At 57.9% G+C, this 12,813-nt stretch carries 14 protein-coding genes and 1 pseudogene; all 15 read right to left on the bottom strand.

Features of this window, described 5'->3' with window-relative positions; genetic code table 11:
- Positions 1-371: 371 nt before the first annotated feature.
- Positions 372-494: pseudogene (locus P3C29_RS15295) on the bottom strand (transposase); the annotation flags it as partial.
- Between the two features lie 142 nt (positions 495-636).
- A complete protein-coding gene (locus tag P3C29_RS15290; RefSeq protein ID WP_275964847.1) occupies positions 637-4,401 on the bottom strand; it encodes a hypothetical protein in 3,765 nt (1,254 codons plus the stop codon).
- Between the two features lie 176 nt (positions 4,402-4,577).
- The gene (locus P3C29_RS15285; protein WP_275964846.1) at positions 4,578-5,003 is read right to left on the bottom strand and encodes a hypothetical protein; all 426 of its coding nucleotides are present in this window, start codon (positions 5,001-5,003) and stop codon (positions 4,578-4,580) included.
- Between the two features lie 91 nt (positions 5,004-5,094).
- Positions 5,095-5,709 (bottom strand): tail assembly protein, encoded by a 615-nt coding sequence (locus P3C29_RS15280; protein ID WP_275964845.1) that lies wholly within the window; start codon positions 5,707-5,709, stop codon positions 5,095-5,097.
- A 12-nt stretch (positions 5,710-5,721) separates the two neighbouring features.
- The gene (locus tag P3C29_RS15275) at positions 5,722-6,102 is read right to left on the bottom strand and encodes a hypothetical protein (RefSeq protein ID WP_275964844.1); all 381 of its coding nucleotides are present in this window, start codon (positions 6,100-6,102) and stop codon (positions 5,722-5,724) included.
- A 107-nt stretch (positions 6,103-6,209) separates the two neighbouring features.
- Entirely contained in the window at positions 6,210-6,818 is a 609-nt protein-coding gene (locus P3C29_RS15270) for a hypothetical protein (protein WP_275964843.1), read from the bottom strand.
- 307 nt (positions 6,819-7,125) lie between these two features.
- Entirely contained in the window at positions 7,126-7,488 is a 363-nt protein-coding gene (locus P3C29_RS15260; protein WP_275964841.1) for a hypothetical protein, read from the bottom strand.
- Complete coding sequence (locus P3C29_RS15255) at positions 7,485-9,278, bottom strand: DUF927 domain-containing protein (RefSeq protein WP_275964840.1); 1,794 nt, start codon at positions 9,276-9,278, stop codon at positions 7,485-7,487. The genes P3C29_RS15260 and P3C29_RS15255 overlap by 4 nt, the downstream gene beginning before the upstream one ends.
- Positions 9,265-10,146: a toprim domain-containing protein gene (locus P3C29_RS15250; RefSeq protein WP_275964839.1), complete on the bottom strand. Its 882-nt coding sequence runs from the start codon at positions 10,144-10,146 to the stop codon at positions 9,265-9,267. The genes P3C29_RS15255 and P3C29_RS15250 overlap by 14 nt, the downstream gene beginning before the upstream one ends.
- Entirely contained in the window at positions 10,143-10,370 is a 228-nt protein-coding gene (locus P3C29_RS15245; RefSeq protein WP_275964838.1) for a hypothetical protein, read from the bottom strand. Before P3C29_RS15245 ends, P3C29_RS15250 begins: the two co-directional genes overlap by 4 nt.
- Positions 10,363-10,650: a hypothetical protein gene (locus P3C29_RS15240; protein WP_275964837.1), complete on the bottom strand. Its 288-nt coding sequence runs from the start codon at positions 10,648-10,650 to the stop codon at positions 10,363-10,365. Before P3C29_RS15240 ends, P3C29_RS15245 begins: the two co-directional genes overlap by 8 nt.
- A 106-nt stretch (positions 10,651-10,756) precedes the next feature.
- On the bottom strand, positions 10,757-11,266 hold the full coding sequence (locus tag P3C29_RS15235) for a hypothetical protein (protein WP_275964836.1): 510 nt from the start codon (positions 11,264-11,266) through the stop codon (positions 10,757-10,759).
- On the bottom strand, positions 11,263-11,526 hold the full coding sequence (locus P3C29_RS15230) for a hypothetical protein (protein WP_275964835.1): 264 nt from the start codon (positions 11,524-11,526) through the stop codon (positions 11,263-11,265). The genes P3C29_RS15235 and P3C29_RS15230 overlap by 4 nt, the downstream gene beginning before the upstream one ends.
- 472 nt (positions 11,527-11,998) lie before the next feature.
- A complete protein-coding gene (locus P3C29_RS15225; protein ID WP_275964834.1) occupies positions 11,999-12,517 on the bottom strand; it encodes a Rha family transcriptional regulator in 519 nt (172 codons plus the stop codon).
- Positions 12,514-12,813 (bottom strand): helix-turn-helix domain-containing protein, encoded by a 300-nt coding sequence (locus tag P3C29_RS15220; protein WP_218819888.1) that lies wholly within the window; start codon positions 12,811-12,813, stop codon positions 12,514-12,516. Before P3C29_RS15220 ends, P3C29_RS15225 begins: the two co-directional genes overlap by 4 nt.

The following is a 12,813-nucleotide window of genomic DNA, read 5'->3' as shown; positions in this document are numbered from 1 at the left end:
TCAGATGGTGATGAGGAAAATCACTCGATGCATCCGCCTTGAGGCCAGATACACGTGTCCGCAAATGGTTGATAAATGCCATTTGGTCAGCGCCATCGACTTAACAAAACTTAACCTTTTTTCAGGTCGAGAACCTGTCATCGAGCGCGCAACAGAACCGGACAAAACCTGACATTGGATCGAGTGCGCAAGCCTGGCGCGATGTTGAAAAATCTTGAGGTCAGATCCGCCTGGAGCTGGTGGCAACGCTCGCGGCCTGTTAGCAAAAGTTAGTCCCTGGGGAGGTTGGCCGCTCTCAGGCGACGTAGTTCAGTGTGCTGATCATCCTCCTGCTGCCGTTCTTCTTGAGGTTTGCTGTAGCGCTTTATTTAGGCATAGAGGCTATGCGTCGATACGCCGAGGCGCAGGGCTGTTTCCGCAACGGAGTATCCGCGTTCAATGACTTGCCTGACTGCTTCGGCCTTAAATTCCGGCTTAAATCGTTGGGTGCTCATAGACTTCCTCCTATGCTCAAAGCATAGGCTGGAGATGTCTACGATGCTGGGGGCAGTCCAGAAACCATGACGCCGTTGAGCCTGGGCGGCTTTGGCGATAACTCCGTATTTACTGCCCAGCCGTCAACGTCCTCTTTGGTGTTTATCTCTTCATCTTGTCTTGTTCCGCTCGCGTGTCCTCTTCTGCTGCGCGTCGACGCCACCCATCGGCAATGCTTTCTAATGTTGAGAACGTCCTTGGATTCAAATGCGCTTCGTCCGCCCATTTCTGATATTGCTTTGCAAGGTTTCGCTCTTGGTCGCCTCCTTCATGGAGGCCTTTGCTGTAAACACCTCGCTTATTAAAACACTGAGTAATAAAACCGCGCTCTAAATCTACAGACGCTGTGAACTCGATGACTCTGCATACTGCTAAGGGGGGCCACAGATCATCGTGTGGATTAACAGGAGCATTAGCAAGAAGCTTACCTATGTAGTTATCACCGATCTCGGTCAAATCCTTTGACTTGGCAGCGCTGCGAGCTTCTGAGACCCAGTTCGAGAGAGTGTCAGGGTCAACCTCTGTGTCGTTGAGGCCAGGGATAGTTTTGAACATCATCAGTAGATCATGTGATGACCGCGCGCGCGCCCTAGCTTCATCGGTGACATCTTCCGTTGGCGTGGAGTTTTTACCCCTGAAAACATGGGACAACACCTCCACAAATAACTCAGGATCTCGACTCATTAATTGAATAATACTCAACGGTTCCTTTTCGAAGCGTAAAACGGGGAGGTATGCGTATTCGATGCTTGCGATTTCCCTTTCCGTAACGTCTGCCCTGATTCTCAGTTCAGTAAGCGTTTGAGCGATGTAATAAGGAAGCATAGTACCCATGCGTTTCGCAGCCCGATTGATCTGATCGACTCCCCGAGCCAGGAGCTCTTGAATCATATCGGTAGGTAGGTCTTTTAGCCGCAGATGTATTAACCCGAGCACATCGATATCTCGTTCATTCTGTTGAAACATTTCGATGGAAAATTTCAACTGCTCGAAAGTTCCCTGAAGAGGTAACACATTGGTCTGCGCCCAGTACTCATCACGAACCTGTCGACCTAAACTATCAACCAGCGACCAGGTTCTCTCATCCTGTGGCCAGCCAAGAAGCAGGCGAGCCTTTTCAGAGGCGTTTTGAACATGAGTCAGAACCCTGTCTGCGAAAGCGTCTTTCCATTGATTGCCAAATTTTTCCGCTCCGACTGCTGAGACGTAGAAGGCGAACTCTTGTTGCGTACCGTTCTCGAGTGCTCTTTCAAGAAGCTCGAACATCTGGTCCATTGACACTGATGTGTTTCGAAGTGCTGGGCCGACCAAACTGGGGATTTTAACCATCCCGACCAAGCGTGATACGCCTGAGATACCGTCCCGTTGAAGGACACGATCCAATACAGTTTTGCGAATTTCATCTGGGTCGTTAATCCCACTCTGGTCGGGGCGGTACTTTCCGATGTTAGGCAGCCAGTCGTCGAATGCTTGCCTGTCCATTACCAGCGGATCGGAAGGGCTATGCCGGTCAACAATTTCAACAATCGACTTCAACTCTTCAGGCTTCATTGCCCATTCGGAGGCGGAAAAGTAGTCATGACGGGAGGCTTCCTCCTTCAGCGTGTGCCAAACCTCGTTACCCTCAGGGGTTTGAAATTTCTCTAAGTATTTGTCAACGTGCGAAAGTACTGACTCGCAAGAGGTCGCCTGGAGGCTCCCGAGGGATCTGATTAGCACGCTAATTCGTTCATCGTTAAACCCGGCTGCTGCTACGGCACGGGTGACAATGGCAGATTCAAAATCCCATACCAGACCGAAAGTAATCTCTTCTGGAATCTTCGGCGCAAGGTCCCGAATTTTTGGGTGCTGCGTCGATGAAGTAGTATCGTGACTTCTGGGCAGTAACTTCACCAGCAATTGCCAGCCAACCGCTGGGCACTTGTTTAATATTGCGTCTACGCAAGAGATCCGTTGAGCCTGCAGCGCATAGGTGCTAGGGGACCAGCCGAGCAGTATTGCTCGCAGGCTGTTTATTGGGCGGTTGACAAAGTTAGAGTCGGGATCAGGGTCAAGCTCCGCAAGTTTTGCCAGAACAATTGCTGCACGGTGCAAGTACCTAGGCTCCCAAGCAATAGTTTCGAGGGCCCACAAGAGCCGAGTGTGTGAGCTAGATGGTCCAAAATGGTTGCTTTCCTCCCTCTCGAAAATATGTAAAAGCTCATCAGGAGAGCCCTCGAGGATAGACTCGAGGGCCTCCAAAAAAGGGTTGGGGGCAGCCTCCGCAAACAACGCCGCTTGGTCCCCCAGTCGAATTATAGACTTATGGGTTTTCCCCCAATCCGGCAAAGCTGCTACGACGTCGTCTACGTACTGCTGGGGTGTTTTACCGTTGACGTGTAGTCCAGCCATACCGTGCATAGCGGCAATAATTATCAGTGTGAGAGCCAATCCATCCCGCAACCAATTGCTGTAGTCGGCCGGCGCGGTATAAGCATGCGTGAACTTTTCGTTCCGAGAAGGCGGGGTTGCTACATGACCAAAAACTTTCACGATTGCGTCATGAAGACGATTGAGATCAGCGTCGGTGATTTGCTCACCATAGAAGTAGAAGGCGTCAACCGGAGCGCGGACTTGCCAAATCTCAGCGACCTTATCGATGGGACGGTCGGAAAGGGCAAGCGTTGGCATTAGCACGCTGTCCAAGTCGGTGTAGGACTGATAACCCCCCAACTCTTTAAGCAGGGCGCAATCCATTTGTACGTTTGCGGACCAACCTCCTGCAAGAAATGCAGGTTTGAGTGCCTGTGCATTATGCATCCACTCGGGATGCGCAGGAGCACCGTTAGAAATAAGTCTTTTCAGTATTGTCAAACTACGGCCGCACCGCTGTGCAAGCTCATATCCTGCGTCGCGATCTAGCCCCATTGATACAAAACCCTCGGCCATGCTACTGGCGGATGGCCGATGGAGCTGTTCGTATCTTCGGGCCGCTGCGCCAGTTGCTGCAGAAAGCGTCGGGCAGTTTATGCTCAGTGCACCGGCTAGTGGCTCGGCGCTCTTTGCTCCGATAATAAACGTCAGGCCGGATCTTCTACTTAATTCGCGGGCGGCAGGCTCAGTACGCACGATCAGAGTTCGCGATTCCAGCAAAGCACGGGTTTCAGCCTCGGCGCTACGAATAGCAGCTACTGCAAATGCAACTACCTCCTCTGTCGTTTCCGCACCGATCAAGATGGGGCCCGCTGGGCCCAGTAAACGGGCGATAAGATCATCTGCGGCTTTCTGTCGGTCGCTGATGACGACCTTTTCGCTAAGTTTGGGGGAGAACTGGCTGCTGAACTCTTCCCAATACTCGTCTGTGCTGAGCGCGCCTTCCTTTGGCGCATTCCCGATCACGTCTCTTGCATATTTCGCCGCTACAGCAGGGTTGCTATCGAGCCAGTGAACCAAGGTCACTGCGTCGATATATTTAACCTCACGCCACTTCCCTTCAGCGGTACGCTCGTCTTCCCACTTTGTCAGCATCTCACGAGGGGTATCCCAAGCTTCGAGATTGACCAAAACAAGTGCGTTTTCGGCCATGACATCTGGAGGGGTCTTCCCCGTACGTTTTTTGTAGTCACGTGACGCTTTTTTTTCGCCAGCACCCGCTCCAAACTCCCACTTGGATTTATTGGCGGGCACAAATCCAACTGCTGCCGTTGTTTCCAGGTCACCATCCCAGCCGCGGATTTGTCCGGCGTCGCCACCGGGAAACCGAAACCGAAAGCGATTGCCGTCAGGAATGGTCGCTCTTATAAGATCGGCGACCATGTCGATCAGCAATGCACGGGCATCGGTGCGGTTTGCCCAAGTAGCTAGATCCTTTTCATTGATCCATTGCATTTGCACTTCCTGTGTTTGTTGAGCTCAGCTGAAACAAAGTCTTGCGATCAAACGAATTCCCGAAGGTATGGTAGCCATACACGGATGGTCACTTTTACCGTTTTAGGGAGTGGCGCCCCGGCAAGTCACTTAGCGAGATTGGTAAGATGGTCTGCCTCGATACCTCGCCGAAGACATCAAAGGGTATTTGGCAAAATATCGATATCGGCTTCACTGCTGGTGAATACCCGGTAATTTTTGGTCTGTCCGGGGCTCAAGGATACTTCTCTCTCCCGCCGATCTGCAGCTGTACCGCAAAGGCCGCTGCCGATCACGCCTGCTCCCAGGACGATCTCACCGGCCGGGATTTTGAATATAGCCCTTTCCTTTGTTGCCAGCCTGGCCGCTAACTTGCCGTCGACATAGATGCCCATGTCGCAACCTGAACTGATAAACCCGGAGTCGCGCACCACTGTAAGCGTGCCATATGGAGTAGCGGGCGTGGCCTGATATGAGTACGTCTTGTCCGCGCCCACCTGTTTTGCTCTATCGGTAGGCACTGCTGATGTCGAGCAGCCCACCAGCAACGCGCTTAACAAGCACAGGGCAATTATCCTTTGCATAGAAATCTTCTCCGTAAAACGAGGAATGTATCATCCCTGTCTGAGTTGGGGACCGCCTGCTGGCGGCAGCCCCGTTGGTTCCATCAGGTCATTACATCTGGTCTTCGGCATAGATGGCGGCACTGATGATCGCGCCGCCCCAGCGCCGGTGACCAATGCAAAGCGGTACCGGGTTGCCGGAGGCAGTGGTGTTCTTGGCGCTGCCGAATGCGTAGCCGGGGGTGTTCTCTGGCGCGGCGCTGGTCTTGAGGCCGCCGGCCTGGGGACTGAGCATTTGAATCACACCGCCAATGGCCACCACAGCCCCCATTTTCATCATTGGAACCCCTACAGCTCCGCCACCGAGTGCGGTTACCACTGCGCCGACAATGACGAGCACGACTCCAACTACAGTTTGTAAAGATCCGGCGCGCTTGCTCCCGCAAATCACCGGGATAATCTTGATCTCGCGACATCCGCCCAGACCGAGCTCGGCCTCGCCAACATTCTTTCCATTTCGGAATACTGCGAACTCAAGGCCCTTGGCCTTGGCAATGGCTAGGTCCTGAGCGAACCCCTGGTGATTCACGTCTATCGCTCTCACCGCTTCGCGCACGTCTCCGTGATCGGAAAGCAGAAAAGTGTGTTTGCGTCCGTATTTTTTCGCGAGCGAACCTCCAAGGATGACAGTTGTGCGCGGGGTGTATTCGATTGCTAAAGCGGCCATGATTTTTGTCTCCTACTTGCCATTGGCGGTGTGGGTCGGTACTTCAACTCCTATCTGCATTGCCAGCAGCATTCGGGATGCCATGGCGTCATCACGGATAGCCTTTTCGCGGCGCGGGTCAGGGTTCCATGCTGAGCAGTGGGTAGATGCGTATTCCTTGGCAAATGGGTTTATGGCTTTCAGCAAGTCAGCGGCAATGCCGGCCTCTTGCTGGGTGTAATACGGACCGTCGATTCCGTCGCGCCCACCTTTGACGATGTGATTGACGCCCCAAACGACGTACCCGCCAATCATCTTTGGGTCACTGGCAAAGTCAGTCACCTTGCATGCCTCGGCGAAGCGCTCCCGGTGCGTGGGCGCCTGGCTCGTTGTGTTGCTGTCTTGGTCTGTCATGTTTTCCTCTGCGCGCCGCAGGCGCTGGTCACGGGCTGGCGCCCCGGTGGTGTTGCTCGGTATCGCGCCACGTTTTCGCGATGCGCAAAACGTGGCGCGGAAAATGGTCATTTGCCGACGATGCTCAGGGAGGGCAGCAGCTTCGGGCCGAACGGCGCACCAGGAGCAAACGGGTCAGGCAACTGGTCTTCTGGGCATTCCCTGATGAACCGGATCATGGCGGCATGGCAAGCGCGATACAGCGGGCCACCGGTGCCCCAATCCCCTCTCTTATGGCCGGCGCTGTCCTCCAGTTGGGATAGGTACGCCACTCCGCGAAGGCTGGTGTCGCCGTCTGCGCTGGCTTGTTGACGATGTACTGGGTTGACGCCCAGCAGGTCGCACATCAGGTCGAAGCCCAGCGCCTGCGCGAGCCCCTCGCGGTCGAACATCAGTGATTGGCCAAACCCGGCAAGCGCTCCCCACGCTCTGCTTCGGGTGGCCTTTTGGTGTTCGCTGGCCCGTTCCACCAGTTCTGCAATGGACTGCCGGGTGAATGGGAGAAACGCTTTCAGCTTTTCCGCCTGCCGGCGAAGGGCTCGCCGCTCAGAGCGGATAGCGTCAAGCTGGTCAGCAATGGCGCGACAGATTCGCCGGGTGGTGATGAGCTGAGTGGCGGGGCTGATGCCGGGCTTCATGCCGATGTTGCACAAGCGGGTGATAAGGCTGGGGGTCATTGATGCGCCTCCATAGGCGTGGTGTCGTAGCTGGCGCGCAGGTGGGCGCCAGCCGTGCAATGGCGGCCGGTGGGCGCGTAGCAGCACCGACAAACCATGATGTGGTTGAGGTATTGGTCACGGGCCTGTCGCCACTCAGGTGTGGCGGTGGCAGCGCTTGCGTGCGGGCTGGTGTTGAACTGATGTGCGCGCTCGACGGGGCTGGTCAGAACCAGGAGAGGGCGAGGTTCAGGCCGTCTCCGCAAATTTGTGGAGTCGGTACCGGCAATGGCTGGCGGCATGTGATCGAGCAGACCGGAAAGGAGACTCATGGCGTCACCTCGGCCTGATCGCCGGTGATCCATTGTTCCTGTGATTCTAAAAACACCGGCAACAGCGGCAACAATGGCAACAGCCCCGTAAACCGTGGCCTCCAGGCGTTGGTGGTGCTGCCAAACTGTTGCCAGCGATTTCTTATCGGCAACAGTGATAACCAAATGAAGGGAAAGTACGGGTCTCTTATGTTGAAAATGAGGTGTGCGTTGCCAGTTGTTGCCACTTTTTTTATAGGGTGGCAACGGTTGTAAGCCACGTCACACAAGGCCGTTGCCGGTGTTGCCACTGTTGCCAGTGATTCTAGGTTCCTGTGAACTTGGGCAATCTGGATTACTGGTCTTTGAATGACGTTCATACGCCACCGCCTTCACGATCGATGACGTCTGGGTCGATCACGTAGAGACGCGCCTGGCCACCACCAGGGAGTCGGTAGTTTTTGGTTTTACGTTCGTTGTCGCGGCGCGCGAGGACGTTAGCGCCCTCCAAGGCTTTGATGATGCGAGACAGGCCATAGCCGTGAGCCGCCTCGATGAGCGCCGGCTTGTTGAATAGGTACAGACGGTTGGTGCCCACCAGCTCCCAGTAACCGGCCCTGTTGAACACCTTGGTGTCAGGAGTTTGATCGTCGACATCTGAAAAGCGGCTGCTACCGTGGCGGTCGATAAAGTCCAGGATGCCCGCCAGGATCTGCCGATCCTCGGCGTTGCCGCTGCCAACCCGGCTGAGCCATTCGCCGTACAGCAAACGGCAGTCTGCTAGGGCGGTACCCGGCACCCATGGCAGCAGGCCGTAGGCGATGGCCATCTCGCCGGCAAGCGCGATCACGGCGAACCGATCAGCCACCCGGCCGGCCTGGGCGTTGTCTTCCACAAAGCTGGCGCGTACCCCGGCGAAGTCTTCCAGCAGGCCGGCCCGGTCGTCGCTCTCGAGCAGCTTCTCGACAAAGGCCGGTCCGAGGTGTCCATGGTGGGAGCCGACCGCCACGGTGAGCTGCCGGTGGAAGTCCGCTCCCTCAAGCCCGTGTAACTCGTCGAAGGCCCGGTGTGTGCGGGTGCCGGCGTTCACGTCGACCATGCGCAACTCGGCGCCAGCGTGGGCGGCATTGCCGGATATGGCCGCGTGTTCAGAGAGGGAGCGCTCGCCACTGGAGAGTGTCAGCAGGCGCCAGCTCAATTTGGCGCGGCCTTCGCGCTCACGGGTCATGGTGCCCTTGCCCTGGCCGTTGGCGAGGGAGTACGCCATTTCCTGTACGCGCTTGGGGTCGGCGCGCTTGATCTCATCCAAGGGCAGGATGGTGTCATTGCGGCTCGACGCCTCGATCTCCAGGCCGCCCTTGGTCATGTCCCAACTGGCGGCGAATATGCCTGGGTCGCCCCATACCGACGAGCCGATCAGTTGCGCCAGTGACTTGCCGCTTGAGCTGTCGCCCACTAGATGAACACCACCGCCCAGCACGCCCACCAAACTCAGCAAAGGGCCTGCCAGCGAGCAGCCGATCGCCAGCGTCAGTACCGGGTTGCCCGCGCACTTGGCGGCCACCTCCGACTGCCACAGCGCCAGCTCGCCGCGCCGGCTGAAAAGTACCTGGGCCTTGTTGCTGGCCTGGTACCGCACATTGGTGCTGCCGATGGTTCGCCCAGGCAGCACGAAAGCGCCCGACTCATGCCAGCCTGGCCGGCTGGTGGTGGCAAACACTTCTGCAGGATGCTGGTCGAGCAGGTACTCCATGAACGTGCCGCGTTTCTTGAGGGCGATAATGACGCCCATCCCGAACAAGGCGCGCCGGGCGTCCTCGCCGCTGCCGCCGAACACCTCCATGGCGATGATCCATTCCTTGATGCCGCCCTCGGTGACCAGGCGCAGCAACCGGCCTTCGCTGCCATCGTCGCTGTTGGTGGTGCGGGCGACGACTGTGACGGGGCTGGAGATCCACTCATCGGTGATAGGCCGGCCGCCGGTATCGCCCTCGGCGTCGTCCAGGTCAGCGGCGGCGCGCTTGAAGCTATGCCAGTAAACGCCCGGGCGCAGCTTGCGGCCCTTCTCATTGATCACCCAATGCTCATACACCGCCCAGCAGGGGCGATCTGGCGCAATGGTCGCGGCGTCCGGCCGAAGGTTGATCACGTTGGTGTCAGGCTTGGACATGGGCGAGTTTCCAGTTGGCGAGGTCGTTGAAGTCGGTGAGGTCATCGGGGGCGCCTTCCGGCCACTCAGGGAAAGCCACTTGGCCACCCACGGCCGCCGCCGCTGCGTTTGCCGCTGCGCGCCCCGGGTTGCCATTGGTGAGCCGGTCGTCGTCACCGGCGATGACGATTGGCTGGCCCGGGTAGCGAGCGCGAAGGGACATCGCCGCCGGGATCAAGTTGCCCGCGTTCATGGCAGCGGCAACGACATAGCCGCCGTGCTGGTGGAGGCTGGCGGCCGTCGCCCACCCTTCACAGATGCAAAGCACAGAACCTGGCTCGATGATGCCCAACGGCGAATAGGTGCCCTTGATCCGGCCGCCGAACAGGAAGCGCTTGTCGCCGTCCGGAGCAATTCGTTGCAGGTTGATCAAGCACCCATCCAGGTACAGCGGGATCAGCAGGTCAGTGCCGCGCTGGCGCAGGCCGTAGGAGCGAACTGCCTTGGCTACCAGATACGGGTGGTCGGGTGAGGCGCGGCGCGCGTTGCGCCACCAGTGGTTAGCCTTCTCGGCGGCCTGCTGCTGGCGCCGGTGTTGCTCGGCTGCGCGCTGGCGCCGGGCCTGGTCAACCCGCTCGCGGATCTGTGCCGCTTCGCGGGCGTCCACCGGTTCGCGGCTACACCAGGTGCTGGCGCCCCCGGCCTTCCAACTGCCGAACGCACCGGACGCGATACCGTCAGCGAACAACGTGTACCAGCCATTTGAGGAGCCGGCCTTGTCGCCTGGGACGTGAAACCGGTGAATGGTGCCGTCGGCCAAGGGGAGCCAGTCGAGAGGGCCATAGACGGCCTGGAGTGCATCACGGAATAGGATCGTTGCGTCCGTCATGCGGCCCCCTTCGGCGGGGTAAACCGCTTGGCCAATTTCTCCAGTTTCTGAGTCAGGCGCTCCAGCTCATCGCAGTGGCGGCCTTGGTCGCCTTCCGAGATGCGCAGCTCCAGTAAGCCGACCAGGGTTTCCACCAGCAGCACATAGCTGGCGCTGTCGATGTGGGCGCCCATAGTGGGCGGCACGCTGCTGCCCTTGCGCTTGATTGGGGTCACGTTACCCATGGCCGACCTCCCGGCGATCAGCGCCAGCGAAGGCCCGGCAAACTTGACCGTTGTTCACACCGTGCCAGTGGGTGGTGTCGTCGATTGAGTCAACCAGACAGGCCGTCACCTGAGCGCCAGCACTGCGCATAACAACGCGCCCGCACTCGGCGTCGGCCTCGGTCAAGAACGGTCCCAGCAGCGCCTTTGGCACCTTCGGGTGGGTTACGAACCAAAGCTCGACGGCTTTTTTTTGGCAAGCCGATCCCATCGACGCTGATGCGCCGTTTTGAATTTTCATGCTTAACCTCTTAGGTCAGGGCGTCGGCGCTTCGCGTGAGTACGCGGTGGCTTTGGACAAAATGTGGGGCTGATAAAAAGGATCGAATGTGAACGCATGTGCTGGCTCATAGGGCGACCTCGCGGTATTGCTGAGCGCCGCCCAGGTCGTCCGATCCGAATAGGGCTTGATTGACGGCCTTCCGGCTTTCCAGCATCAGATCGTGTTCATCATGCGTGCCGACGCCCGCCGCCACCCAGTCAGGCAGTTCCTCGCGGCGCCGCATCTCGTTCAAGTGCGTCCACCACCGGGTAGCGTGTGTGCGCTCGGCAGAAATCGCCTCGGCCACCTCGTTACTGCGCTGGTCCAGCAGGTAGTGCAGCAATGGCGCTGCCTTCTGCGCCTCGGCGTTCGCATCATCCAGCTCGTTTTCCATGCACTCACACCACTGGTAAACCTTGGCTGTCCAGTCGTTTATCTCGAGGGTGCCCAACTGCGCGAACGCGTGTGCCGTACTGTCTTCGGGGAAGCTATCGAGCATCAGCGTGAAGATTGCGCGCACGCTGTCGAATGCACTGTGCGTTTCGTATAGATCCTGGACGCCGGTCTCGGCTATTTCCTTGTAGGAGCGGCTCATAGGTCACCCCCGGCGCCCAGGCCAGCGCACCCGGACAGAGCGGCGGAAATTGCCTCGCGGTTGCAGTCGGCGGTGTTGGCACCGTCAGCGGCTAGGTTCCACGCGACATCTACCAGATTGCGGACGTGCTGACTCGTGCCCTTGTCTGCCAATGCGGCATAGAGAACGGCCTCAACCTTGCGCAGGGCGATCTGGGCGCTTTCGAGATCCTCAAGCGTGTCGTGGGCGATTTCTTGGATGGTGCGGGCGGGAGTATTCATTGCGCACCCTCGGCAGACTCCAGGGTACGAGCGATGGCCATGTGGGAGTTGTAACGGGCGAGGCGAACGGAGAGTAATGAGTTTGCGCGGAGGGCGCTCAGGGCCATGCGGCGGTGAGCAAATGCGCGAATCGCAGACGGATTTAGGGCGGGCATACGTGGAGCTCCTAACGTAAAGAGGGAGCTGCCACGTTCGTTACCAAGCGAATGGGTGGCAGCTGTGCGCAGGTTGGTAAACCGGGACGTTAGGAACCCGGCAGGCACGAATGCCTCCCACGCACAGCCGCCATAACACGTAACTGCGGGCACAAAAAAAGCGCCTGCAATCGTAATGGGGGCGCTGTTGCGCCTAACGTTCAGCGGGTTACCAAGCCCGATCGCTGAATTTGCAGCGACGGGCAAACCATACCGACGAGCTCGATTGCTTGCAACAAAAGTTATCGACCGTTTATCGCTGATCATGAGCATAGCTGTCATGGGCGGAAGTCCTCAGAATCGAGTGGCAGCTTCAGTTGTTCCCTCAGATGGGCGACGTGCGCGTACACGCCAGGCTTGTCGTAGCGCCAGTGAGCCAGGCGCCGACCACTGGTGCTGGCTTCCATTTTGCGGGCCTCCAGCGTCTGGGAGGCGTGCCCATAACGAGCCTCGCGGAACGCCATGATGAGGCTCGCTTTCAGCTCCACAACGCGATCGGTATTGCGGGACAGCGACAGCAGGAAGAACGCTTGATCCTCATTGAGCAAGGCGAAGCGCTCTGGCCTACCACCAGCAGTTCCGGCCAAGGGTTTCTCCGTTTGAAACGGAACAACCCCGAACTCTTCAAACTTCGCCAGGTAGCGCTCGATCAGCGCCATTGGGTTTTTGTGCTTGGTTCCCAGCTGCTTCGCGAGCTGGCGGCTATCCACGCGAGGTTCGCCCTGGTAATCAGTCACGGCAATGTGAGGATTTCCCGGATCACCCTCACCCATCGGCTCAATGATCTTGATCGTCATGAGGCCACCTTCTGCACTGGGCCAGTACTCAGGTAGTAGGTCGCAACCTTCTGGTGATCGCGGCCTTGATCATCCTTCAGCGTACCCAGGTGGGTAACGATGCCGTGCCCCTGCGCACGCAGCTCAGATATTCGCGCACCAGGGCGCAGGATGTTCAGAAACATGATGGCTTGGAAGGTGTTGATCGAACCATGCAGATGCAGGTAAGCCAAAAGGCGCATGCGCTGGGCACTACCACTGGTGTCGCTAATGCTTTGCGCCGAGCAACTCTTCTCGGAATGCAGGATCTTTTCCAT

Origin of the sequence: Pseudomonas sp. 1912-s (genome assembly GCF_029269205.1) — a bacterium.
Lineage (GTDB): Bacteria > Pseudomonadota > Gammaproteobacteria > Pseudomonadales > Pseudomonadaceae > Aquipseudomonas.
The sequence above is the reverse complement of the archived record's forward strand: the minus strand, read 5'-3'. Positions and strand labels throughout refer to the sequence as shown.

What these genes read in the sequence shown, in the direction of transcription:
- P3C29_RS15290 (WP_275964847.1), bottom strand. Translation starts at nt 4,401, where the DNA reads ATGCAATGGATCAATGAAAAGGATCTAGCTACTTGGGCAAACCGCACC.
- P3C29_RS15285 (WP_275964846.1), bottom strand. Translation starts at nt 5,003, where the DNA reads ATGCAAAGGATAATTGCCCTGTGCTTGTTAAGCGCGTTGCTGGTGGGC.
- P3C29_RS15280 (WP_275964845.1), bottom strand. Translation starts at nt 5,709, where the DNA reads ATGGCCGCTTTAGCAATCGAATACACCCCGCGCACAACTGTCATCCTT.
- P3C29_RS15275 (WP_275964844.1), bottom strand. Translation starts at nt 6,102, where the DNA reads ATGACAGACCAAGACAGCAACACAACGAGCCAGGCGCCCACGCACCGG.
- P3C29_RS15270 (WP_275964843.1), bottom strand. Translation starts at nt 6,818, where the DNA reads ATGACCCCCAGCCTTATCACCCGCTTGTGCAACATCGGCATGAAGCCC.
- P3C29_RS15260 (WP_275964841.1), bottom strand. Translation starts at nt 7,488, where the DNA reads ATGAACGTCATTCAAAGACCAGTAATCCAGATTGCCCAAGTTCACAGG.
- P3C29_RS15255 (WP_275964840.1), bottom strand. Translation starts at nt 9,278, where the DNA reads ATGTCCAAGCCTGACACCAACGTGATCAACCTTCGGCCGGACGCCGCG.
- P3C29_RS15250 (WP_275964839.1), bottom strand. Translation starts at nt 10,146, where the DNA reads ATGACGGACGCAACGATCCTATTCCGTGATGCACTCCAGGCCGTCTAT.
- P3C29_RS15245 (WP_275964838.1), bottom strand. Translation starts at nt 10,370, where the DNA reads ATGGGTAACGTGACCCCAATCAAGCGCAAGGGCAGCAGCGTGCCGCCC.
- P3C29_RS15240 (WP_275964837.1), bottom strand. Translation starts at nt 10,650, where the DNA reads ATGAAAATTCAAAACGGCGCATCAGCGTCGATGGGATCGGCTTGCCAA.
- P3C29_RS15235 (WP_275964836.1), bottom strand. Translation starts at nt 11,266, where the DNA reads ATGAGCCGCTCCTACAAGGAAATAGCCGAGACCGGCGTCCAGGATCTA.
- P3C29_RS15230 (WP_275964835.1), bottom strand. Translation starts at nt 11,526, where the DNA reads ATGAATACTCCCGCCCGCACCATCCAAGAAATCGCCCACGACACGCTT.
- P3C29_RS15225 (WP_275964834.1), bottom strand. Translation starts at nt 12,517, where the DNA reads ATGACGATCAAGATCATTGAGCCGATGGGTGAGGGTGATCCGGGAAAT.
- P3C29_RS15220 (WP_218819888.1), bottom strand. Translation starts at nt 12,813, where the DNA reads ATGGAAAAGATCCTGCATTCCGAGAAGAGTTGCTCGGCGCAAAGCATT.